Raw genomic sequence first — 22065 nt, forward strand, 5'->3', positions numbered from 1 at the left:
CCGTTACCCATTCCTGTGAACACATGAGGTTAAACCATGGCACATGCGCCTGAAATGCCTATCAGCGTCGATGATGAAACCGGCGTCTGGACCACCGATGCGTTACCGATGTTGTACGTACCGCGCCACTTTTTTGTGAATAACCATATGGGCATCGAAGAGGAAATCGGTGCAGAACGCTATGCCGCGATCCTCTACAAAGCGGGCTATAAATCCGCCTGGCACTGGTGTCAGAAAGAGGCCGAACTGCACGGTTTTTCGGGTGAGGCGGTGTTTGAACACTACATGAAACGCCTTTCTCAGCGCGGCTGGGGCTTTTTTACCACCGAGTCGCTGGACCTGAAGCAGGGGACCGCGCGCATCCGGCTCGATCACTCCGCGTTTGTGTATCAGTACGGCAAAGTGAACCGTAAGGTGGACTACATGTTTACCGGCTGGTTTGCCGGTGCCATGGACCAGATCGCCGAAAGCCTGGGCTACAGCGTAAGAACGCAGGCGGTGCAGACGCAGAGTGCGGCGGAAGAGGGCTGTGATTACGGCATCTTCACCGTTTCGCCGCGCTAAACACGCACGCGCCGCAGCCTGCTGCGTAAGACGCATGACCTGAAGGAACCGCTGGCTGGCGGCGGGCTATCAGAATTACGTGAAGGTGAAGCTATGTCACAGTTTGATCTGCTGTTTGAGCCATTGAAGATAAATAAACTGACTATCCGCAACCGCATTGTCAGCACGGCCCATGCCGAGGTGTACGCCACGGATGGCGGAATGACCACCGATCGCTACGTGAAATACTATGAAGAGAAAGCGAAGGGGGGATGTGGCCTCTGTATCTGCGGCGGCTCAAGCGTCGTGTCCATCGACAGTCCGCAGAGCTGGTGGAGCTCGGTCAACCTGAGCACTGATCGTATCATTCCGCACTTTCAGAATCTGGCCGATGCCGTGCATCAGCACGGCGGCAAAATCATGATTCAGATTAGCCATATGGGTCGCCGTTCACGCTGGGATGGGGAAAACTGGCCGAATCTGATGTCGCCGTCCGGTATTCGTGAACCGGTGCACCGCGCCACCTGTAAAACGATCGAGGAAGAGGAGATCTGGCGCGTCATTGGCGATTTCGCCAAAGCGGCGGTGCGGGCGAAAGCGGGCGGCCTGGATGGTGTCGAGTTATCGGCCGTGCATCAGCATATGATCGACCAGTTCTGGTCGCCGCGCGTCAATAAGCGCACGGATGAATGGGGTGGCAGCTTTGAAAAACGGATGCGTTTTGGCCTTGAAGTCCTGACTGCCGTGCGTGACGCGGTGGGGCCGGACTTTGTGGTGGGCATGCGCATCACCGGCGATGAGTTCCATCCGGACGGCCTCAGCCATGAGGACATGCGCCAGATTGCCGCGTACTACGATAAAACCGGCCTGGTCGATTATTTCGGTGTGGTCGGTTCCGGCTGTGACACCCACAACACGCTGGCTAACGTGATCCCCAACATGAGCTATCCGCCCGAGCCGTTCCTGCACCTGGCGGCAGGCATTAAAGAAGTGGTCTCGGTGCCGGTGATACATGCGCAGAATATTAAAGATCCCAATCAGGCACAGCGCATTCTCGCCGCGGGCTATGTGGACTTTGTCGGCATGACGCGCGCCCACATCGCCGATCCGCACCTTATCGCCAAAATCAAAATGAATCAGGTAGACCAGATTCGTCAGTGCGTTGGGGCGAACTACTGTATCGACCGTCAGTATATGGGGCTGGATGTGCTGTGTATTCAGAACGCGGCCACCTCGCGCGAGTACATGGGGCTGCCGCATATCATTACCAAAACCGACGGCCCTGTGCGCAACGTCGTGGTCATCGGCGGCGGGCCTGGCGGACTGGAAGCCGCACGCGTGGCAGCCGAGCGCGGTCATAAGGTGACACTGATCGAGCGCGCCAGTGAACTGGGCGGGCAGATCACCATTGCCGCCAAAGCGCCGCAGCGCGACCAGATGGCGGGGATTACGCGCTGGTTAGCGATGGAGCTGGCGCGCCTTGGCGTTAACGTTATGACTGATACGACAGCGGATACGGCGATGATCCGGGACCTGAATCCGGATGTCTGCATCCTCGCTACGGGTGGACAACCTTTCCTTGAACAAAATCCGGAATGGGGCGCAGCCGACGGAAGGGTGGTCTCCAGCTGGGACATTCTCAACGGCGTGGTGGAGCCGGGCAGAAACGTACTGGTGTACGACGCCATCTGTGAATTCTCTGGCATGTCCGCCGCCGACTTCCTGGCGGCACGCGGCGCGTTAGTCGAACTGGTCACTGGCGACATCAAACCCGGCATTGGCATCGGCGGCACGACGTTCCCAACCTACTATCGCAGCCTGTATGAAAAAGCGGTCGTGATGACCGCTGATCTGGCGCTGGAGAAAGTGTATCGCGAAGGCGAGAAGCTGGTGGCGGTGCTGGAAAATGAGTATACCGGCCAGAAAGAGGAGCGGGTGGTCGATCAGATCGTGGTCGAGAACGGCACGCGTCCTGATGAGGCGCTGTACTACGCGCTGAAAGCCGAATCGCGCAACAACGGGCAGATTGATGTAGAGGCGCTGTTTGACATCAAACCGCAGCCGGTGTTGTCGCAGCCGGGCAGTGGCATGATCCTCTGGCGCCTGGGCGACTGCGTGTCGCAACGCAATGCCCACGCCGCGATTTACGATGCACTGCGTCTGTGTAAGGACCTGTAATTCGCTGTCGTTGACGTGCAGCCCGCGCGCTGCACATCGCAGAAATTGTCTGGTAAGGGCACATCATGGTACTCGATCGGTTACTTCCCTGGTTACTGCTTGGCGCAGTGATACTCGCCCTCATCGGTATGGTCAGGCGCATGCTGCTCTGGCGGCGCGGGCAACCTGAAAAGGTGGCCCTGCTGAGCGGTTTGCTGGCCATGCCACGGCGCTATCTGGTCGATCTGCATCATGTCGTGGCACGCGATAAATACATGTCGCGCACCCATGTGGCGACCGCAGGTGGCTTTGTCCTGTCAATGTTACTGATTCTGGCGGTTCACCTCTTTCGCATCAGCAACGTACTGGTCAATGGCGTACTGGCGGCCGCGCTGGTCGTCATGTTTACAGGCGCGCTGTTTGTCTGGTATCGCCGCCGGAATCCGCCCGCCCGGCTTTCGCGTGGCCCCTGGATGCGGCTGCCGAAAAGTCTGCTGGTGTTTGCGTTCACCTTCTTTATCACCACATTGCCGATCTCGGATCGGTTTGGCGAGGCCGGACGCTGGGCGCTGGCGCTGCTTCTGCTGGCGGGCATCATCTGGGGACTGGGTGAGATGGTGTTTGGCATGGCCTGGGGCGGACCGATGAAACATGCCTTTGCGGGCGCACTGCATCTGGCTTTTCATCGCCGGCCGGAACGCTTTGGCGGCGGACGTTCAACCGGACTCAAAAGCGTCGATCTCAATGCGCCGACGCTGGGCGTCGAAAAACCGGCGGATTTTAGATGGAATCAACTGCTCGGATTTGACGCCTGCGTCCAGTGCGGTAAGTGCGAAGCAATGTGCCCGGCATTTGCGGCGGGTCAGCCGCTAAACCCAAAAAAGCTGATCCAGGACATGGTGATCGGCATGGCAGGCGGCAACGATGCCCGTTTTGCGGGCAGCCCTTATCCCGGTGTACCCGTCGGTGAGGCCTGCGGCCAGCCGCATCAACCGATCGTCGGGGGGCTGATTAAAGAAGAGACGTTGTGGTCCTGCACGACCTGCCGCGCCTGCGTTGAAGAGTGCCCGATGATGATCGAGCACGTTGATGCCATTGTCGATATGCGCCGTTTTATGACGCTGGAAAAGGGGCAAACACCAGGCAAGGGCGCGGCAGTGCTGGAAAACCTCAGTCTCACTGACAACCCGAACGGCTTTAATCCGCGCAGCCGTACGCACTGGGCGGCTGACCAGAACCTGCCGCTGATGCGCGACGTGAAACAGACCGACGTGCTGTTCTGGGTATCGGACGGCGCGTTTGATATGCGCAGTCAGCGTATCCTGCGCGCCTTCGTCAATATTCTTAAGGCCGCCAATGTGCGTTTTGCGGTGCTGGGCGATGAAGAACGGGACAGCGGCGACGTGGCGCGGCGGCTGGGCGATGACGCCACATTCCAGCGCCTGGCGAAAAGCAACATTGCGACGCTGCAACAGTATCGTTTTAACCGCATCGTCACTACCGATCCGCATGCCTTTCACTGTCTGAAGAATGAATATCCCGAACACTATCCGGCGGGCACGCAGCCCGACTACGAGGTGCTGCACCACACGACATTCATCAACGAACTGGTTAAGGCACAGCTCCTTGACCTGAAGGATTACAAGGGCGGCAAGGTGACCTGGCACGATCCCTGTTATCTCGGCCGCTATAACGGTGAATATGCCGCTCCGCGCGAAGTGCTGGCGGAACTGGGGATCACGCTGTCTGAAATGACCCGATCCGGCTTTCGTTCCCGCTGCTGCGGTGGCGGGGGCGGTGCGCCGGTGACGGATATTCCTGGTGAACGCCGTATCGCCGATATGCGCATGGAGGATGCCAGAGAGACCGGGGCGGAACTCATCGCTGTCGGTTGCCAGCAGTGTACCGCGATGCTGGAAGGCGTTGTCGGGCCACGTCCGGCGGTAAAAGACATCGCCGAACTGGTGGCTGAGGCGCTGAGCGAACCCAAAAAACCGCTGCCCGCGAAAATCCGCGACCGCCAAATTGCTGTGGAGGTTATCTGATGGAAACGATCATACGTCGCGATCCGCGCCTTGAGTGGATCAGCCGCAACCGCCTGCATCCCGACCATGTGGAGCGGTGTCAGCCGCCGCCGGAGAGCCGCGGCCCGTCAGGGTTGCTGCGCAAAAACCCACACGTCGTAGGCTTTACCGGCCCGACTGGCCTCAGGCGCATTGACCGCGAGAACGGTAATGCCTGCGTGCAGCTCGCCAGCCGGCGTCTGGCCGGGGCTGATCATCCGGTCGAACGGCCGCTTTATCGTGTGGAGCAGCCCGATTACTGCGTGGCCGTGGTGCTCGACATGTCCGGCGGACGCCTTACCCGCCACGATCGCGATATCCTGGGCCAGGCTCATCAGCTGATCCAGCATGCTGGTGGCGCTGGCGTGGTGATGGCCGTGGTGTTTGGCGAGCATCGTGAAGGGGACTTTGCGACGGCCGGTGTGGATCGCCTGCTGCATCTCAGCGGCGAGCACTATACCGGCTACCGCCCGGAGCAGCGCATTCATGCACTGATGGCGGTTGAAAAAGAGTGGGCACCGCGTTTCTGGCTGTTCCCGGACAGCGTCGCGGGCGGCTTCGAACTTGGCTGCCGGTTTGCCGCCCGCACGGGCGAACGGCCCGCAACCCAGGTCTGGCGCGTAACCGGGGAAACCTGCATCAGCCGTGCCGCAGGCGGCAGCGCGGATATTACCCGACCGCTTGCGCGCGTGATGTTGCTGGCGGAGGAGTGCGCCGAACCGATCGACGACACCCGGCATGAGGTCTTGCCGGTCAGCATCGGGCCATTGAGTATCCGGACAAAACGTATTGAGGACTGCGGCCTGATACCGGTCGATCCGGCTGCGGTGCCGCTGGGCGAAGCGGAATTCATTCTGTCGGCAGGTAATGGCATCGGCAACTGGGAACAGTTTCATGCCACGGCCGCGCTTCTCGGGGCCACCGAAGGCGCAAGCCGTGTCGTGGTGGACAGCGGTCATATGCCGCGTTTCCGTCAGGTAGGGGCCACTGGCACCTGGGTAACGGCACGGGTTTATGTGGCGGTGGGCATCTCCGGCGCGGTACAGCATTTACAGGGCATTGCGCAGTGTGACCGGGTGATTGCCATTAATACCGACCCCGGCTGTGATATGGTCAGCCGCGCCTCGCTCAGCGTGATTGCCGACAGTGATGAGGTTCTGGCAGCGCTGGCACGGCGGGTGCGTGACTGGCGCAAAGAGGAGTTACATCATGCAGCATAATGTGCAACACAGCGGCTGCCGTATCACCGCGCTGGTGTCGGTGGGCAGGCATCCGGAATCCGGACGCGCCCGTCGGGCAGAACAGGACGCCCGCGCGGTAGAGCTTGGGCTGACGCTGGCGCAGGACACCCTGGAAGTCCTGCATGCGGGCGATCCGCATGATGCGGCGCTGCGCAGCTATGCCGGGATGGGCGTGGAGGCGCTGCGCGTGCTCGCCATGGACGAACAGGGCGACGCGGTGGCGGTATTGAGCCATTACCTTAGTCAGGATCAGCCGGACGTGATCCTGACCGGCGGCCGGTCGGAGCGGGGTGAGTCGTCCGGTATGCTGCCTTTTCTGCTGGCGGAAGCGCTGGCGATGCCAGTGGTGGTCGGCGTGGCGGAAATCGTCAGCCTGAACGGCACCGATGCCGAAGTATTACAGGCACTGCCGCGGGGACAGCGCCGGTTGCTACGCATTGCGCTGCCGTTTATCGCCAGCGTCGACATGGCCGCCTGCGCACCGCGTCAGGTCGCCTTTGGTCCGGCAAGCCGGGCGACGATTATGGCGCAGCCGGGCGTTGAGGTGCGGGATGCGGCAAGAGCGGAGTGGCAGATTGCCCCGGCGGTCAAACGGCCGAAGCGTCTTAAAAAGATCAAAGCCAAAACGGCTGCTGACCGCTTTAAAGCGGCAACCGCCAAATCACAGAGCGACGGCGGAAAGGTTCTGCAAAATAAACCGGTAGAGGAAATGGCGCAGGCGGTCTTTGATCTGCTGCTGGAGGAGGGAGTGATTCGCTAGGGCAACGCTGATCCTGCCTGGCTTGATCCTCGCCAGGCAGGAATATCATCAGCCTTTCACGTTTTTGAGGATGGTTTCGCTGTACCAGTCGATAAAGTTAATCACGCCGAACTCATAGGTTTCCGAATAAGGGCCCGGTTGATAGCCGACAGAGTTAATCCCACGCTGGTTTTCTTCCCCCAGAACGCGATCCTGCTCATTGGTCGCATCCCAGACGGCACGCAGTTTCTCGGGATCAAAATCTTCACCCGCCACCGCGTCTTTATGCACAAACCATTTGGTGGTGACCATCGTTTCCTGCGCCGAGAGGGGCAACACGCGGAACACAATAAAGTGATCGCTCTGCATGTGGTTCCAGGAGTTCGGCAGGTGCAGGATGCGCATGGAACCCTGATCGTGACTCAAAAAGCGCCCCATGAGTCTGGTGCAGCCTTCGCGACCATCTATGGTCATCGCCTTCGTGCCCTCTTTCAGCGGCATCCGCACGATGCGGTTACGCAGGCCAAAGCTCTGGTGGCGATGGGGAATTCCCTGTTCGTCCCAGCGTGCGGCCTGTTTATTGTAGTAATCGTGGAAGCTCTGCGGCGCGCGCGGATCGTTGGTATCGTCCCACTCCAGCAGGCTGTTCAGCAGTTCAGGATGACTTCCGGCGCAGTGATAGCACTCGCGATTATTCTCCAGCACCAGTTTCCAGTTCGCTTTTTCGTACATGTGCGATTCTGCCGCCAGTTTGGTGTTTTCCACGTCATAGGGCGCCATGTATTCGTCCAGGGTGGCCAGAAAGGCGTCAAAGTCAGACTGTGGCGGCGCATCAGCCAGACAGACAAAAATAAAGCCGCCGGCGGTTTTGCAGTGCGCCTTTTTCAGCCCGTGCTGCTTCATATCAAATGCCTGATTCATTTCCGAGCCGGCAAATAACAGATTGCCTTTCAGGTCGTAGGTCCACTGATGATAGGGACACACCAGATTCGCCACTTTGCCGCGCTCTTTTGAGCAGAGTCGGGAGCCGCGATGACGGCAGGTATTATGAAAGGCGTTAATGTTACCTTCCGCGTCCCGCAAGACCAGCACCGGGTTCTGACCCACCTCAAGGGTGAAGTAGTCCCCTTTTTTCGGGATTTCACTGCTCATTCCCGCAAACAGCCACTCTTTCTGAAAGATCGCCTCCATATCAATGCGAAACAGAGTCGGGTCGTTATAAAGCGCCTGCGGCAGCGAGTAGTTGGGCTGACGCTTTTCGAGCAAATCGCGTATGCGGTCGTTCGCATCGACAAGGCTTGTACAGGTGATATTCAGCAGATCGTTATGGCTCATAGTGATCTTCCCGCGCGGTTAAGGAGAGTGTTTTGCGCCTTTCCAGGCGTAACAGGATGCCAACCACCCAAATTTTCCGTCAGGCCAGACGTTGATACACGCGTAACGGCTAAGGGTGACGTCCATGCTGCACGGGTTACGCGCACGCCAATGTTCTGCCAGCGACATCCATCCCCTCTGTTAAAGACGTGCGCGCGAAATTTCTTAGCGGGACGGTTTTTTTAAGCATTTCCGTGTCGCGAATAACTAAATGCTGAAACAGGGTTAAACGGAAAATCAGGCTTACCGGCTCAAAAGCCTGTTGCGATGTCGCCAGTCAGACAGGCAATTGAACTCTCCACTTCTGATGGGAATGAAACGTATGTCAGACCGAAATATCACCGTACTGAATACCAATGCTTTTGAGCCTGTCACAACACAAACCTGGACCAATGGCCGCCATGCGGTGCGCTGCGTGAAGGTGATACAGGAAACCCATGACGTGAAAACCTTCTGCTTTATGGCAGAGCAGCCGGTGATGTTCTTTTTCAAACCGGGGCAGTTTGTCACGCTGGAACTGCTGATCGAGAATGAAACGGTTTTCCGCTCCTATACCATCTCCAGTTCGCCCTCCGTGCCTTACAGCTTTTCCATTTCGGTAAAACAGGTGCCGGGCGGCGTGGTCTCGAACTGGTTACATGCCACACTGCGCGAGGGCATGAATCTGGCAGTACATGGTCCGGTAGGGCAGTTCAACTGCATCGACTATCCCAGCAACAAGGTGCTGTACCTCTCTGGCGGCGTGGGCATTACGCCCATGATGTCGATGGCGCGCTGGTATTTTGATACCAATGCGGATGTGGACATGGTGTTTGTGCACAGCGCACGAACGCCGGAAGACATTATTTTCCGACGCGATCTGGAAAACATGACGGCACGCATCCCCAATTTCAGACTGAGTATCATCTGTGAGCGGTACGAATCGGGCCAGTGCTGGTCCGGCTTCAGCGGTTTCCTCAATTTGGCGATGCTGCAGATGATTGCTGCGGATTTCATGGACCGCGAGATTTTCTGCTGTGGCCCGACACCGTACATGCGTGCGATTAAAACGCTGTTACAGGAAGTCGGTTATGACATGACGCGCTATCACGAAGAGTCGTTTGGCGCCACACCAGAGGTCGTGCAGGAGCAGGTCGAACAGGAGGCCGAAGAGGCCGCTGAAATGGCCGACGCGCTGTGCAGTTCAGAACTGCTTAGCGTGGCATTCACCCAAAGCGACAAGAGCGTCAGAATCGCCCCCGGCGAAACCGTGCACGCCGCCGCGGCCAAACTGGGGCTGCATATTCCAAAAGCGTGCGGCATGGGTATCTGCGGCACCTGTAAGGTGAAGTGCCTGGACGGCGACGTCGAAATGAACCACAACGGCGGCATCACCGATGAGGATGTGGAAGAGGGCTACATTCTGTCGTGCTGTAGCATTCCAAAGAACAATATCATCGTTGAATTTTAATGACGATCCGCATCGCCGTCTGGCGCACCCTCAGCGCGAACACGTTTGCTGTGCAGTGCGCAACGGTGATGCAGCCTGAACAGGGGTAAAGCGTCGTTCGCAGCGGATAGACAGATACAGCGTCAGTGACAGGGCTTATTCTCTTTCTTGCTGGCCGTCCTCACTCTGCATCGACGCCTCACTCCCGCGTTAGGGCCGTCGAACGGGACATATGTCCTGCAAGCGTTCACAAAAGCGCACCAAACAAAAAGCCCGCTCAGGTTTCCCTGAGCGGGCTTTTCTCAATCTGGCTCCTCTGACTGGACTCGAACCAGTGACATACGGATTAACAGTCCGCCGTTCTACCGACTGAACTACAGAGGAATTGTTGGAACGGGGCGAATAGTAGCGGCGTCAGTACGGGATGTCAAAGCACTCTTTAACGGTTTGCGTTCAAGTGCGTGTAAAAGCAGCGCATTGGCGAAGAACTGACGCATTCGCTTGCTTTTCAAACTGCTAACAGGATCTCACTTTAAACCCATTTCCAGGTAGATGTTAGACGCATGTCAAATTTTTGTTATTTGACGATATCAAAACACTTGTTTCAGTGCTTTTATGATAAAAATTTCAAAAAAGTAATTTATGGAATAAATAAACTGTTTACGGCGACAAAATGGAATGTTCTGAGATGTGTCCGCGTCGCCTGTAGCGCATGTTTATGGAAATCATGAAGATAAGAAAAGTGGTGGGAGTGTCAGAAAAGCGTCAACGTAGTCGTCTTACCTCAAATTTTCCATTAAAAACGCCAGCGAGGCGGTATGAATGTAAAAAATATTTTTCATTCAACAGGTCAGTCGCTAGCAAGTTAACAAATAAGAAGGGTCCCTATGAACATCAAAAAAACGATTGTTGCTTCACTGTTAGCCTGCATGTTGCCCGCCGCTGCGATGGCGAAAGATATTTCCGTGGGGGTTTCGATGGCGATGTTTGACGATAACTTCCTGACCATTGTGCGTAACGCTATACAAAATGAGATGAAAAAGGATGACGTAAAAGGCCAGATTGAAGATGCCAAAGGCGATGTCGCGCAGCAACTTCAGCAGGTACAAAACTTTATTGGTCAGGGCGTCGACGCCATTATTGTTAACCCGGTGGACACCGACGCGGTGAAACCGATTATCGATCAGGCATCTAAGGCGGGTGTGGCGCTGGTGTTCGTCAACCGCAAACCCCAGGCGCAGTTGGGTGACAAGATGGCGTTTGTGGGTTCTGACTCCGAACTGGCGGGCCGTCTGCAGATGGAAGCGCTGGCAAAAGCCATGAACGGAAAAGGTAACGTGGCTATTTTGCTGGGTGATTTGGCGAACGAATCCACCCGCGAGCGCACCAAAGGGGTGGAAGCGGTCGTGGCGAAATACCCGAATATTAAAGTGGTACAAAAGCAAACGGCGAAATTTAGCCGTAACGATGCGGTGGACGTCGTGAGTAACTGGATGACCGCCGGAGACGATATCAACGCTATCGCGTCAAACAACGACGAAATGGCCATCGGTGCCATTCAGGCGCTGGGTAAAAACGATAAACATATTCTGGTCGCCGGTGTCGATGGTACCCCCGATGCGCTGCAAATGATTAAGAACGGCAAAATGGTCGCCAGCGTGTTCCAGGACGCAAAAGGACAGGGTGAAGGTGCCGTTCAAACGGCGGTTAAGCTCGTCAAAGGTGAGAAAGTGCAAAAGATCGTCGATATCCCGTTCCAGCTGATCACCAAAGACAACTACACCAAATACACCAGCATGAACCAAAAATAAACGTCCTGAACCTGTGGAACGGAGGTGATGTATGACCGCGTTTGCGCTTGAAGCCGAAGGCATCAGCAAGTTCTTTCCGGGCGTGAAGGCACTGGATAATGTGTCGTTACGTGTGCGTCCGGGAACGGTACATGCGTTGATGGGTGAAAATGGCGCGGGCAAATCCACTTTAATGAAATGCCTGATCGGGATGTACCGTCCCGATCAGGGCTCCATTAAAATTAAAGGGGAGCCAGTGCAGTTCAGGGACACCATGGATGCGTTACGTTCCGGTATTTCCATGATTCATCAGGAACTCAACCTGGTGCCGCATATGACCGTCGCAGAGAATATCTGGCTGGGACGGGAGCCGGTGAAGTTTGGTTTTGTCGATCACGCCCGACTGAATGAAGAAACCCAGCAGTTGTTAAGCCGCCTGAACATCAGACTGAAAGCCGATCGGCTGGTGGGCGAACTCAGTATTGCGTCACAGCAGATGGTGGAGATCGCCAAAGCGGTGTCCTGGAACTCGGACATTGTGATCATGGACGAGCCCACCTCCGCCCTGACGGAAACCGAGGTCGCCCATCTGTTTACCATCATTCGTGATCTGCGCGAGCAGGGCAAAGCCATCGTTTATATCAGTCACAAAATGGATGAGATCTTCGCCATTACGGATGAAATCAGCGTGTTCCGCGATGGCAGCTGGGTGGGCAGCGACAGTACCAGCGCATTCACGCGTCAGTCGCTGATTACCAAAATGGTCGGACGTGAGCTGACGCAGCTGTTCCCGAAATTCAATAATGCGATTGGGGAAGAGGTGCTCACCGTTCGTCATCTGAGTTGTCAGGACCGCTTTTCCGACGTCAGCTTTGGCGTGCGCCGTGGGGAAATTCTCGGTGTGGCGGGTCTGGTCGGTGCCGGACGCAGTGAAGTGATGGAAAGCCTGTTTGGCATGGTGCCTTTCGACAGCGGCGAAATCCTGATTGATGGTGTGCCGGTCGCTATTGATTCGCCGTCGGTCGCCATCGAAAAAGGAATGGCGTTTCTGACAGAAGATCGCAAGAAGTCCGGATTGTTTTTGGTGTTGTCGGTGTTAGAGAACATGAGCATCGTCAACATGCCTGAATACAGCGGTAAAGGCGGTTTTGTCAGTCATGTGAAAATGGCTCAGGACTGCATGGATCAGATCCGCCGTCTGAATATCAAAACCCCCACCATGGACCAAATCATTAATAACCTGAGCGGAGGGAATCAGCAGAAAGTCCTGATTGCCCGCTGGCTGCTGGCTCAACCCAAAATCCTGATTCTTGATGAGCCGACCCGTGGAATTGACGTCGGGGCGAAAGCAGAGATTTACCGTTTGATCAGTGAACTGGCCAACCGTGGAGTTGCCATCATTATGGTGTCGTCAGAGCTGCCGGAAATTCTGGGCATGAGTGACCGTATCATGGTGATGCATGGTGGGCGCATTACCGGCATCCTCGATAAAGACGAGGCCGATCAGGAAACTATTTTGTCGTTAGCATCCGAATGAGGCGCGAAACCACGATGAGTAATATGAAAGCAACGGCCACGCAGGCTCCTCAGCATCAACCCTCTTTTTTTGCGCATTTACGTCAGAAACTGCCAAAAGATACCGGCATTTTTGTCGTGATGGTCGGCATTGCGTTAATTTTCGAAATGTTTGGCTGGTATGTGCGCGATCAGTCCTTTTTGATGAACACCAATCGTCTGATTCTTATCGTCCTGCAGGTTGCCATTATCGGCATCATTGCTGTGGGCGTGACCCAGGTCATTATTACCACCGGTATCGATCTGTCCTCCGGGTCGGTTATCGCGCTCACTGCCGTGGTAGCCGCCAGTCTGGCGCAAACTTCAGATACGCTGACCCCGATGTTCCCGTCACTGGTGAACATGCCCGCGGTGGTGCCGATTGGGGCCGGCATTGGGGTAGGGTTATTGTGCGGTCTGATTAACGGCGTATTAATTACCCGTACCGGTATTCCCCCGTTTATTGCCACGCTGGGCATGATGGTGTCGGCCCGTGGACTGGCACAGTATTACACCCAGGGTAACCCTATCAGTTTTCTCTCTGACGGGTTCACCTCGATTGGCCAGGGCGCAATGCCGGTCATTATCTTCCTGGTGGTTGCGCTGGTGTTCCACATCGCACTGAAACATACCCGCTACGGCAAATACGTGTACGCCATCGGCGGTAATATGACCTCGGCCAAAGTGTCCGGTATCAACGTCAATAAATACCTGATTATTGTCTATACCATCGCAGGCGCGTTGTCCGGCCTGGCGGGCGTGGTACTGGCGGCGCGCGTCAGTAGCGGCCAGTCGAGCATGGGCGTGGGCTATGAGCTGGATGCGATTGCCGCGGCGGTTATCGGCGGCAGCAGCCTGATGGGCGGCGTAGGGCGCATTACCGGCACGCTGATAGGCGCGGTGATACTGGGACTGATTAAAAGCGGCTTTACGTTTGTCGGGGTAGATGCGTACATCCAGGATATCATCAAAGGCATCATCATCGTCGCCGCAGTGACCATCGATATGCGACGCAACCGTGCCAAACGCTGAATACGCTGCCGCCCTGGCGCTGTAGCGGCGCTGGCGGCAGGCGCTTATCCCGGTCACATCGTTCACCCTGCGCCCGGGACTAAGCGCCACCGCCGCCTTGCTACATCACACATGCGTTTGCGTCGTCCCGTTTCGCGATCCTGTTAAAAGAAAAAACAGGGTAGTAAACGTTTCGGTTATTCCTTTTAACTAATGCGTCTTTGCACGTCTGCCGGGCCGTGATAACGCCGCCCCGGCGGTCTGCTAAACCTGTTACGTTTCCCGCCTTTTACGGATAAACCCTGCCCCGGAGAGGTGGGGGGATTTCCCGGTCGTCAAGCCTCATCCTCGATGAAGATTGCCTGTTAACCATCCCTGCACGCTGGTCTGTCATGTTGCGCACTATTGCGGTGCAGGGCGACATGAATGGGAAAAGCAGGTCTGGCAGTCGTCCGGGATTACCTCTTTAGAGGTAACAGGAAACGCTTTTTTATCCGACTGTTAGAAAAATTTTCAAAGATATTTTGCAAACTGAATAAACCTGGTCTGCATCTTGCAATTCCCTCTTATGCAGGCTGGTGAGTAGCGACCAGCCAGACACCTTGACGTAGCGACGGAGGCAAGATGAACTTAAGACGGCTGAAATACTTTGTGAAAATCGTCGATATCGGTAGCCTGACACAGGCAGCAGAAGTGCTGCATATTGCTCAGCCTGCATTGAGCCAGCAGGTTGCTACGCTGGAAGGCGAGCTGGAACAGCAGCTTCTGAACCGGACCAAACGCGGCGTCACACCGACCGAAGCCGGTAAACTGCTTTACAGCCATGCACGCGTCATTCTGCGGCAGTGTGAGCTGGCCCAGTCTGCGGTGATGAATGCCGGTCAGGTGGTGGAGGGGCAGGTGTCAATCGGTCTGGCACCGGGCACGGCGGCATCCGCGTTAACTATGCCGCTTCTGCAAACCGTACGGGAACAGTACCCGGATATCATGATTTACCTGCATGAAAACAGCAGCAGTGCGTTGAATGACAACATCATCAGCGGGCAACTGGATATGGCGGTGCTGTATGACCGCGCCCCCACGGCGGGCATCAACAGCGTGCCCCTGCTGAAAGAAGATCTCTATCTGGTCGGCGCAACCGCCTGCCCTGGCGCCAACGTCGATCTGGCCGAGGTAGCCCAGATGAGCCTGTTTCTGCCGCGTGATTACAGCGCCGTGCGCCAGCGGGTTGATGAGGCTTTCTCACTGCGCCGCCTGAGCGCGCGCATTATTGGCGAGATCGAATCGCTTTCGACGCTCACCGCCGCAATATCCAGCGGGATGGGCGTGACCGTGTTGCCTGAATCGGCGGCCAGAGCGCTGGTTGGTTCAACCCAGGCCTGGATGGCGCGGATCACCAGCCCGACCATCAGCCTGCCGCTGTCACTGAATCTTTCACACCGCTTGCCGTTATCGCCACCCGCACAGGCCGTTAAAAATATTCTGCTGTCGCTGCTCAACAAGCCACTGACTGAAAAACGCGAACTCACGCTGGTCAGCTAAACACAGCGTTCTGTTTATCCCTCTCAAGCAGGGCGCGTAAAACCGCGCCGCTGCCTTTTCTCCTCTTCCATGCTGTCCTCTCTGTGCGTCCTGCCGCCTTCTATATGCTTCAAACGCATAAATAAATCTTTTTTATTATTTCAGGTTATCGATAAGCGTTTTTATTATCGAATGATCAGATTGCGTAAAGAGAGGTAAATATTTTGAATTTCCAGCAACTTAAAATTATTCGCGAAGCCGCGCGGCGGGAGTTCAACCTCACGGAGGTCGCCAGCACGCTGTTTACCTCGCAATCAGGCGTCAGCCGTCATATTCGCGATCTGGAGGATGAGCTTGGCGTCGAAATTTTTGTCCGCCGTGGCAAGCGCCTGCTTGGTATGACGGAGCCGGGCAAGGCGCTGCTTACCATCGCCGAACGCATTCTTGATGAAGCCGGTAAAGTGCGTCGCCTGGCCGATGTCTTCACGAACGAATCCTGCGGCATTCTCTCTATCGCCACCACACACACGCAGGCCCGGTACAGCCTGCCGCCGGTCATCAAGTCCTTTCGCCAGCTTTATCCTAATGTCCGGCTTGAACTTAATCAGGGATCGCCGCAGGAAATTGTGAATATGCTACTGGCCGGTGAGGTGGATGTCGGGATTGCCAGTGAAATGCTGGCGAATAATAACAGCCTGGCCGCGTTTCCCTGGTTCAGCTGGCATCATGCACTGTTGGTCCCGCGCGATCATGAACTGGCACAACAGCAGCCGGTCTCACTGAATGCTCTCAGTCAGCATCCGTTAATTACCTACCGGCAGGGCATTACCGGCCGCTCCCGGGTGGACAGCGCGTTTCAGCGCGCCGGCTTAAAGCCGGATATCGTGCTCAGCGCTCAGGATTCCGATGTGGTGCGCACCTATGTCAAACTCGGGCTGGGCGTCGGTATTCTGGCCGATCAGGCCTGTGAAAAAGAGCCGGGCGGAGAGCTGGTCCGGCTGGATGCCACTCACCTGTTCGACGCCAACACCGTCTGGCTGGGCCTGAAACGGGGACAACTGCAGCGCAATTACGTCTGGCAGTTCCTTGAGCTGTGCAACGCGAATCTGTCGCTTGAAGAGATTAAAGCGCAGGCGCTCTCTACGGCAGGCGATGATGAGCCCGTAATCGACTTTCAGATCTGACTCCGCGTTGCGCCCTGACGGCATAAAATTTTTTTTCGGCCGTCATTCGCCATAGCGAACGCTTTCTGGCTGCCAATAACAACATCCTGCGCTTCCCCCAACCGATAAAGTGAAGAGAACTGAAAAAGGGGGATGCGATGTCACGTATACAACTGAAAGATCACACACTACTGCGCCAGCAGGCGCTGTTTGCCGGTGAATGGCAACACGGTTATCAGGGCGCAACGCTCGCCGTTAACGATCCGGCTACGGGCGAAACGCTGGCTAGCGTACCGGCGTTAGGTCGCCAGGAAACGGAGGCGGCAATTGCCTGTGCCGAATCGGTCCGCCATGCATGGGCGACAACCCCCAATGCCACCCGTGCGGCGCTGCTGGAAAAATGGCATCAGCTTATTCTTGATAACGCTGACGATCTGGCCATCATCATGACGGCAGAACAGGGCAAGCCGCTGGCGGAGGCGCGCGGTGAAGTGCTCTACGGTGCCAGTTTTGTGAAATGGTTTGCGGAAGAAGCGCGTCGGATTTATGGCGACACCATTCCCGCCCCAACGACCGACCGGCGCATTATTGTCCTGAAACAACCGGTTGGCGTCGCGGCAGCGATTACGCCCTGGAATTTCCCCATCGCAATGATTACCCGCAAGGTCGCACCGGCACTGGCGGCAGGCTGCCCGATTATCGTTAAACCGTCTGACCTGACGCCGCTGTCTGCACTGGCACTGGCCGTGCTGGCCGAGCGCGCGGGTTTCCCGGCAGGCGTTTTACAGGTGCTCACCGGCATGCCGACAGACATCGGCGCCGCGCTGACCGAAAGCCGTCTGGTGCGTAAAATCTCGTTCACCGGCTCAACGCGCGTGGGCCAACTGCTGATGAAGCAGTGCGCTGACAGCATTAAACGCCTGAGTCTGGAGCTGGGCGGCAACGCGCCGCTTATTGTCTTTGACGACGCGGATATCGAGATTGCCGTCGCGGGCGTGATGACCAGCAAATTCCGTAATGCGGGACAAACCTGTGTGTGTGCCAACCGTATTCTGGTGCAGCGTAACATCTATGAACGCTTTACCGCCCGACTGCTGGACGCGGTGGCGACCCTGAAGGTCGGAGATGGTTTTGCCCCTGGCAGCACTATCGGGCCGTTGATCAATACCTCCGCGGTGGAGAAGGTCAACGGGCACATTGATGATGCGCTGCAAAAAGGCGCAACGCTGTTGACCGGTGGCATCAGCAACGGCCCCGGTACGTGGGTGCAGCCCACCGTGCTGGGACAGGTCACGAGTGAGATGCGCATCGCGCAGGAAGAAACCTTTGGACCGGTGGCTCCGCTGTTTATCTTTGATGATGAAGAACAGGCGCTGGCGATGGCAAATGACACACCCTTTGGCCTCGGCGCTTACTTCTTTACTGAAAATATCCGTCGAGCCTGGCGCGTGGCGGAAGCGCTGGAGTTTGGCATGGTCGGTTTTAATACCGGCGTCATTTCGCTGGAAGTCGCGCCGTTTGGCGGCGTGAAATTATCCGGGATAGGTCGCGAAGGGTCGCGATATGGCATTGACGAATATCTGGAGCAAAAAACATTTCACATGGGCAGCCTGTAATTTAACTTATAATTTCTGATATTCCTCGCCAGCATGAACGTTATGCTGGCGTTTTTTTTGTGCGCCAGATCGACGTTTTATCCGTATTCTCCTTTTTAGTGCAAGTTTCATGCGCATTGCACCAAAGCAATGCGGCTTTTTTGTGAGCTAAATCATCTGTTTAACCCTTCGGCAATTCCGCAATAAATCCTTCACGAATACGGCACAAAAATTTTTTTGGGCGGTTTTAAACGCATTTTTATTTTTTTAACGGCTGGCATACTTTCTGCATTACCTAATAAAGCGTGCCGAAAAGCATTGCCAGAAATTAATTCATCCAGCGTGTGATGGGTGTAAAAAATAAGGATTCTTTCATGTTGAGTTTCGACCCGGAAAGCGTGCAACTCCCGCCTGGTCACTATATTGGCGGAAAACATGTACAGACCCAGGGCGACGCTTTTGCCGTTAAACGCCCGTCTGATGGCAAGGTGTTTGCCACGCTGCGCGAAGCCCAGGCAGAGGATGTTGACCATGCCGTCATGACGGCACATCAGGCATTGAAAACCAGCGGCTGGTCAGGATGTGCACCGCGTGAACGTGGTCGGGTATTGCGCCGCTGGGCAGACTTAATCGAACAGGATCCCCTGCTGGCGCAGCTTGAAGCCCTTGGCTCAACCCGTCCGATTACCGATGTCGTACAACATGAAATTCCCTTTACTGCCGAAGCCATTCGCTTTTACGCCGAGTGCGCCGACAAATACAGCGGCGATCTGTTTCCGACACGCGACAGTAGCCTGGGCATGTTGATTGCGGAGCCCTATGGCGTTATCGGGGCGATCACGCCGTGGAACTTCCCGCTATCGATGGCTTCATGGAAATGCGGACCTGCGCTGGCCGCAGGCAATGCGGTAGTGCTAAAACCTTCAGAGCTGACGCCGCTGTCCACCGTGCGTATGGCCGAGCTGGCGGTACAGGCCGGGTTACCGGCGGGCATTCTGAATATTGTGCAGGGCAGCGGTGCGGTGACCGGCAGCGCCCTGGTCAGGCATCCCCTGGTGCGCAAAGTCTCCTTTACCGGCTCCACTGTCACAGGCGCGCGCATTATGAGTGATGCGGCCCAGTTTGGCATGAAGCCCGTCACGCTGGAGTTAGGCGGCAAAAGCCCCCAACTGGTGTTTGATGATGCGGGCGAGATTGAGGTGCTGGCACAACGCATTCTGCGTGGCTTTACCGCCAATGGCGGCCAGGCCTGCGTTGCCGGAACGCGCCTGATTGTGCAGCGCGGTATTGCCGGTGCGCTGACGGAACGGCTGGCGGCGCTGTGTCGTGAGGTCCGGCCTGGCGTGACCTGGCAGGAGACCAGCCGCTATGCCCCGCTGATTGATGCGCGTCAGGGCAACAAAGTGCAGTCCGTGATTGAGGCGGCGAAAGCCCAGGGCGCAGACGTGCTGGTGGGCGGTGACCGCTTCGCGGATACCGACGAGGGCTGGTTCTGGCAACCTACGCTGCTGACGCAGGTGAAACAGGATAATCCGGCAGTGCAGCAGGAAATCTTCGGGCCTGTGCTGACAATTCAGACGTTCGACAGCGAAGACGAAGGGCTGGCGCTGGCGGCACATGAGACCTATGGCCTGTGCGCCGGGGTGCATACGCTGAGCCTGCCACGTGCGATGCGTGCGATACGGGGAATCGCTTCCGGTACGGTATGGGTCAACCGCTACGGGCGGTCCGGCGATTTCATTATTCCTACCGGAGGGTTCATGGGGTCCGGTATCGGCAAAGATTTGGGTCGTCAGGCGTTCCAGGCCTGCCAGCGCCAGAAAAGCGTCCTTATCGATTTTTAAGCACCTAACCAGACAATAACGAGGTTAATGTAATGGCACTGTTTAAACCCAAATTCATCACGTTTGATTGCTATGGCACGCTGATCTTTTTTGATATGGCCGGTGCGGCAAAACGCTGTTTTCACGATCGCGTCGACGCGAAAGACATGGCGGCCTTTGTGACCGACTTTTCCAGCTACCGCCTGGACGAAGTGCTGGGCGCGTGGAAACCCTATTACGATGTGGTCAGCAATGCGATTCAGCGCACCTGTAAAAAGTGGGGCGTGACATGGACGCAGGCAGACAGCGATTACATTTACACCGACTGCGCCACCTGGGGACCGCATCCGGATGTACCTGCCGGGTTAGCTAAAGTGGCGGAAGCCTTCCCGTTGGTGCTGCTGACCAATTCAATGAAGGATCTGATTCCGCACCATATTCCTCGTCTGGGTGCGCCCATCCACATGACGATTACCGCAGAAGAAGCGGGCGCGTATAAACCGCAGATGAAAGGCTTTGAATACATGCTGGAGAAACTGGACTGCCGTCCGGATGAAATTCTGCATGTCTCCTCCAGTTTCCGCTATGACCTGATGACGGCGCACGATCTTGGCATTAAACACAAGGTCTGGGTCAACCGTGGCCACGAACCGGCTAACCCCTATTACCAATACACCGAAATCAAAGACATTGGCGGCCTGCCCGGCGTCGTGGGTCTGTGAGGACAGCGTCATGAAACTGGAATCGTACTGGCAGGCGACCGCACCGGCGTTTCGCGCGGCCGCCAGCGGTCCGTTACCCGCCCACGCGGATGTGGTGGTGATCGGGGCGGGCTTTACCGGTGTTTCGGCGGCCTTAACGCTGGCGCGCAGTGGGATCAATGTGGTGGTGCTGGACAGCGGGGAGGTAATGAGTCAGGCCTCCGCCCGTAATGGCGGTCACTGCAACACCGGCGTGGCGCAAAACTTTGCTTCACTGGTGGCCAGCCAGGGGCTTGAGCAGGCCAGTCGGTTCTATAAGGCATTCGATGATGCCGTGACCTATGTCGGACAGTTGATTAAAGACGAGCAGATTGACTGTGACTTTCGTCTGTGCGGCAAGCTCAAACTGGCCAGTAAGGCGTCGCACTTCTCCGGCCTGCGTGAGGCCTGGGAACTGATGCGCCGTACGGTGGATCCGGAGGTGGAGCTGCTCAGTCAGTCAGAGATTGCGCAGGAGATCGACGGCGGCGATTTCCATGGCGGCCTGCTACAGCATCACGGCGGCCAGATGCACATGGGCAAATTTGGCGTCGGCCTGGCCGAAGTCGCGGCCCGCAGTGGGGCAAAAATTTATACGCACCATCACGTTACGAAGCTGGAACGGCTTGACGGCTACCGCCATCGGGTGGTGACCAGCAAAGGTGACATTCTGGCCGATAAAGTGCTGATGGCGACGGGCTGTTCGAGTGACGGTCCGTTCCCGTGGTTCCAGCGCCGTATTGTGCCGGTAGGCAGCTTTATCGTGGTGACCGAGCCGCTGGATACGGCGCTTCTTACCGGCTTGCTGCCGCATAAACGTAACTATGTGACCTCCATGAACATCGGCAACTACTTCCGGACCACCGCGGACAGCCGTCTGGTGTTCGGTGGCCGGGCACGCTTCGCCATCAGTAACCCGACGTCGGACTCCCGCAGCGGGGACATCCTGCACGCCGCCATGGCCAGTATGTTCCCCAGACTGCGCCATACGCAGATCGACTACTGCTGGGGCGGCATGGTGGATATGAGCGCCGATCGCCTGCCGCACGCAGGCGAACAGGACGGTGTGTTTTACTCGCTGGGTTACAGCGGGCATGGCACGCAGATGTCGGTATGGATGGGCCGGGTCATGGCCGATCTGTTGAGTGAGAAATCCCGCGATAACCCCTGGCAGCGCGAGACATGGCCTGCACTGCCGGGTTATCACGGAAAACCGTGGTTCCTGCCTCTCGCCGGGCTCTACTACAAAGCAAAGGATCGCCTTTCATAACTTCACATTGTTTTTCAGGCCGCCGGGGCATTGTCGGGTCGAAACATCATGA

16 protein-coding genes and 1 tRNA gene are annotated in these 22065 nt (G+C 56.6%); 15 read left to right on the forward strand and 2 right to left on the reverse strand.

Features of this window, described 5'->3' with window-relative positions; translation table 11 throughout:
- Nucleotides 1-36: 36 nt before the first annotated feature.
- The 5 genes from RAC90_RS00555 (at nt 37) to RAC90_RS00575 (ending at nt 6764) form a co-directional block, all read left to right on the forward strand.
- Nucleotides 37-564, forward strand: coding sequence for a DUF5943 domain-containing protein (locus RAC90_RS00555; RefSeq protein ID WP_033740376.1), 528 nt, complete (start codon nt 37-39; stop codon nt 562-564).
- 93 nt (nt 565-657) lie between these two features.
- A complete protein-coding gene (dgcA, locus tag RAC90_RS00560) occupies nt 658-2721 on the forward strand; it encodes a dimethylglycine demethylation protein DgcA (protein ID WP_375123819.1) in 2064 nt (687 codons plus the stop codon).
- Nucleotides 2722-2786: 65 nt separating this feature from the next.
- Nucleotides 2787-4745: a (Fe-S)-binding protein gene (locus RAC90_RS00565; RefSeq protein WP_039338059.1), complete on the forward strand. Its 1959-nt coding sequence runs from the start codon at nt 2787-2789 to the stop codon at nt 4743-4745.
- Nucleotides 4745-5983, forward strand: a complete 1239-nt coding sequence (locus tag RAC90_RS00570; protein WP_375123820.1) for an electron transfer flavoprotein subunit alpha/FixB family protein — start codon at nt 4745-4747, stop codon at nt 5981-5983. The genes RAC90_RS00565 and RAC90_RS00570 overlap by 1 nt, the downstream gene beginning before the upstream one ends.
- Complete coding sequence (locus RAC90_RS00575) at nt 5973-6764, forward strand: electron transfer flavoprotein subunit beta (RefSeq protein WP_185199289.1); 792 nt, start codon at nt 5973-5975, stop codon at nt 6762-6764. The genes RAC90_RS00570 and RAC90_RS00575 overlap by 11 nt, the downstream gene beginning before the upstream one ends.
- Nucleotides 6765-6812: 48 nt before the next feature.
- Here the strand turns inward: RAC90_RS00575 and RAC90_RS00580 are convergent, their stop codons facing one another.
- Nucleotides 6813-8078, reverse strand: coding sequence for an aromatic ring-hydroxylating dioxygenase subunit alpha (locus tag RAC90_RS00580; protein WP_054633523.1), 1266 nt, complete (start codon nt 8076-8078; stop codon nt 6813-6815).
- 361 nt (nt 8079-8439) lie between these two features.
- Between RAC90_RS00580 and RAC90_RS00585 the strand changes: the two genes are divergently transcribed.
- Nucleotides 8440-9567 (forward strand): 2Fe-2S iron-sulfur cluster-binding protein, encoded by a 1128-nt coding sequence (locus RAC90_RS00585; protein ID WP_152607497.1) that lies wholly within the window; start codon nt 8440-8442, stop codon nt 9565-9567.
- Between the two features lie 287 nt (nt 9568-9854).
- On the opposite strand, the gene RAC90_RS00590 is transcribed toward RAC90_RS00585, so the two are convergent.
- Nucleotides 9855-9930, reverse strand: a tRNA-Asn gene (locus RAC90_RS00590).
- A gap of 503 nt (nt 9931-10433) precedes the next feature.
- Between RAC90_RS00590 and RAC90_RS00595 the strand changes: the two genes are divergently transcribed.
- The 9 genes from RAC90_RS00595 (at nt 10434) to RAC90_RS00635 (ending at nt 22013) form a co-directional block, all read left to right on the forward strand.
- Nucleotides 10434-11357, forward strand: a complete 924-nt coding sequence (locus RAC90_RS00595; protein WP_033740368.1) for a sugar ABC transporter substrate-binding protein — start codon at nt 10434-10436, stop codon at nt 11355-11357.
- A 31-nt stretch (nt 11358-11388) separates the two neighbouring features.
- Nucleotides 11389-12873 carry a sugar ABC transporter ATP-binding protein gene (locus RAC90_RS00600; protein WP_033740365.1) on the forward strand — a complete coding sequence of 495 codons (1485 nt, stop codon included), beginning with the start codon at nt 11389-11391 and terminating at the stop codon, nt 12871-12873.
- Between the two features lie 23 nt (nt 12874-12896).
- Entirely contained in the window at nt 12897-13922 is a 1026-nt protein-coding gene (locus RAC90_RS00605; protein ID WP_369974382.1) for an ABC transporter permease, read from the forward strand.
- 603 nt (nt 13923-14525) lie between these two features.
- Nucleotides 14526-15443, forward strand: a complete 918-nt coding sequence (nac, locus tag RAC90_RS00610) for a nitrogen assimilation transcriptional regulator NAC (protein ID WP_006119661.1) — start codon at nt 14526-14528, stop codon at nt 15441-15443.
- A 203-nt stretch (nt 15444-15646) separates the two neighbouring features.
- A complete protein-coding gene (cbl, locus tag RAC90_RS00615) occupies nt 15647-16606 on the forward strand; it encodes an HTH-type transcriptional regulator Cbl (protein WP_375123821.1) in 960 nt (319 codons plus the stop codon).
- A gap of 137 nt (nt 16607-16743) precedes the next feature.
- On the forward strand, nt 16744-18201 hold the full coding sequence (locus RAC90_RS00620) for an NAD-dependent succinate-semialdehyde dehydrogenase (RefSeq protein WP_324030403.1): 1458 nt from the start codon (nt 16744-16746) through the stop codon (nt 18199-18201).
- 353 nt (nt 18202-18554) lie between these two features.
- Nucleotides 18555-20024 (forward strand): aldehyde dehydrogenase, encoded by a 1470-nt coding sequence (locus RAC90_RS00625; protein WP_205952023.1) that lies wholly within the window; start codon nt 18555-18557, stop codon nt 20022-20024.
- A 32-nt stretch (nt 20025-20056) separates the two neighbouring features.
- Nucleotides 20057-20725: a haloacid dehalogenase type II gene (locus RAC90_RS00630; protein ID WP_039338052.1), complete on the forward strand. Its 669-nt coding sequence runs from the start codon at nt 20057-20059 to the stop codon at nt 20723-20725.
- A gap of 10 nt (nt 20726-20735) precedes the next feature.
- Complete coding sequence (locus RAC90_RS00635) at nt 20736-22013, forward strand: FAD-binding oxidoreductase (protein ID WP_205952022.1); 1278 nt, start codon at nt 20736-20738, stop codon at nt 22011-22013.
- The last annotated feature ends 52 nt before the right edge of the window (nt 22014-22065 follow it).

It is taken from the genome of Pantoea sp. CS_6 (assembly GCF_041954745.1).
Lineage (GTDB): Bacteria > Pseudomonadota > Gammaproteobacteria > Enterobacterales > Enterobacteriaceae > Pantoea > Pantoea stewartii.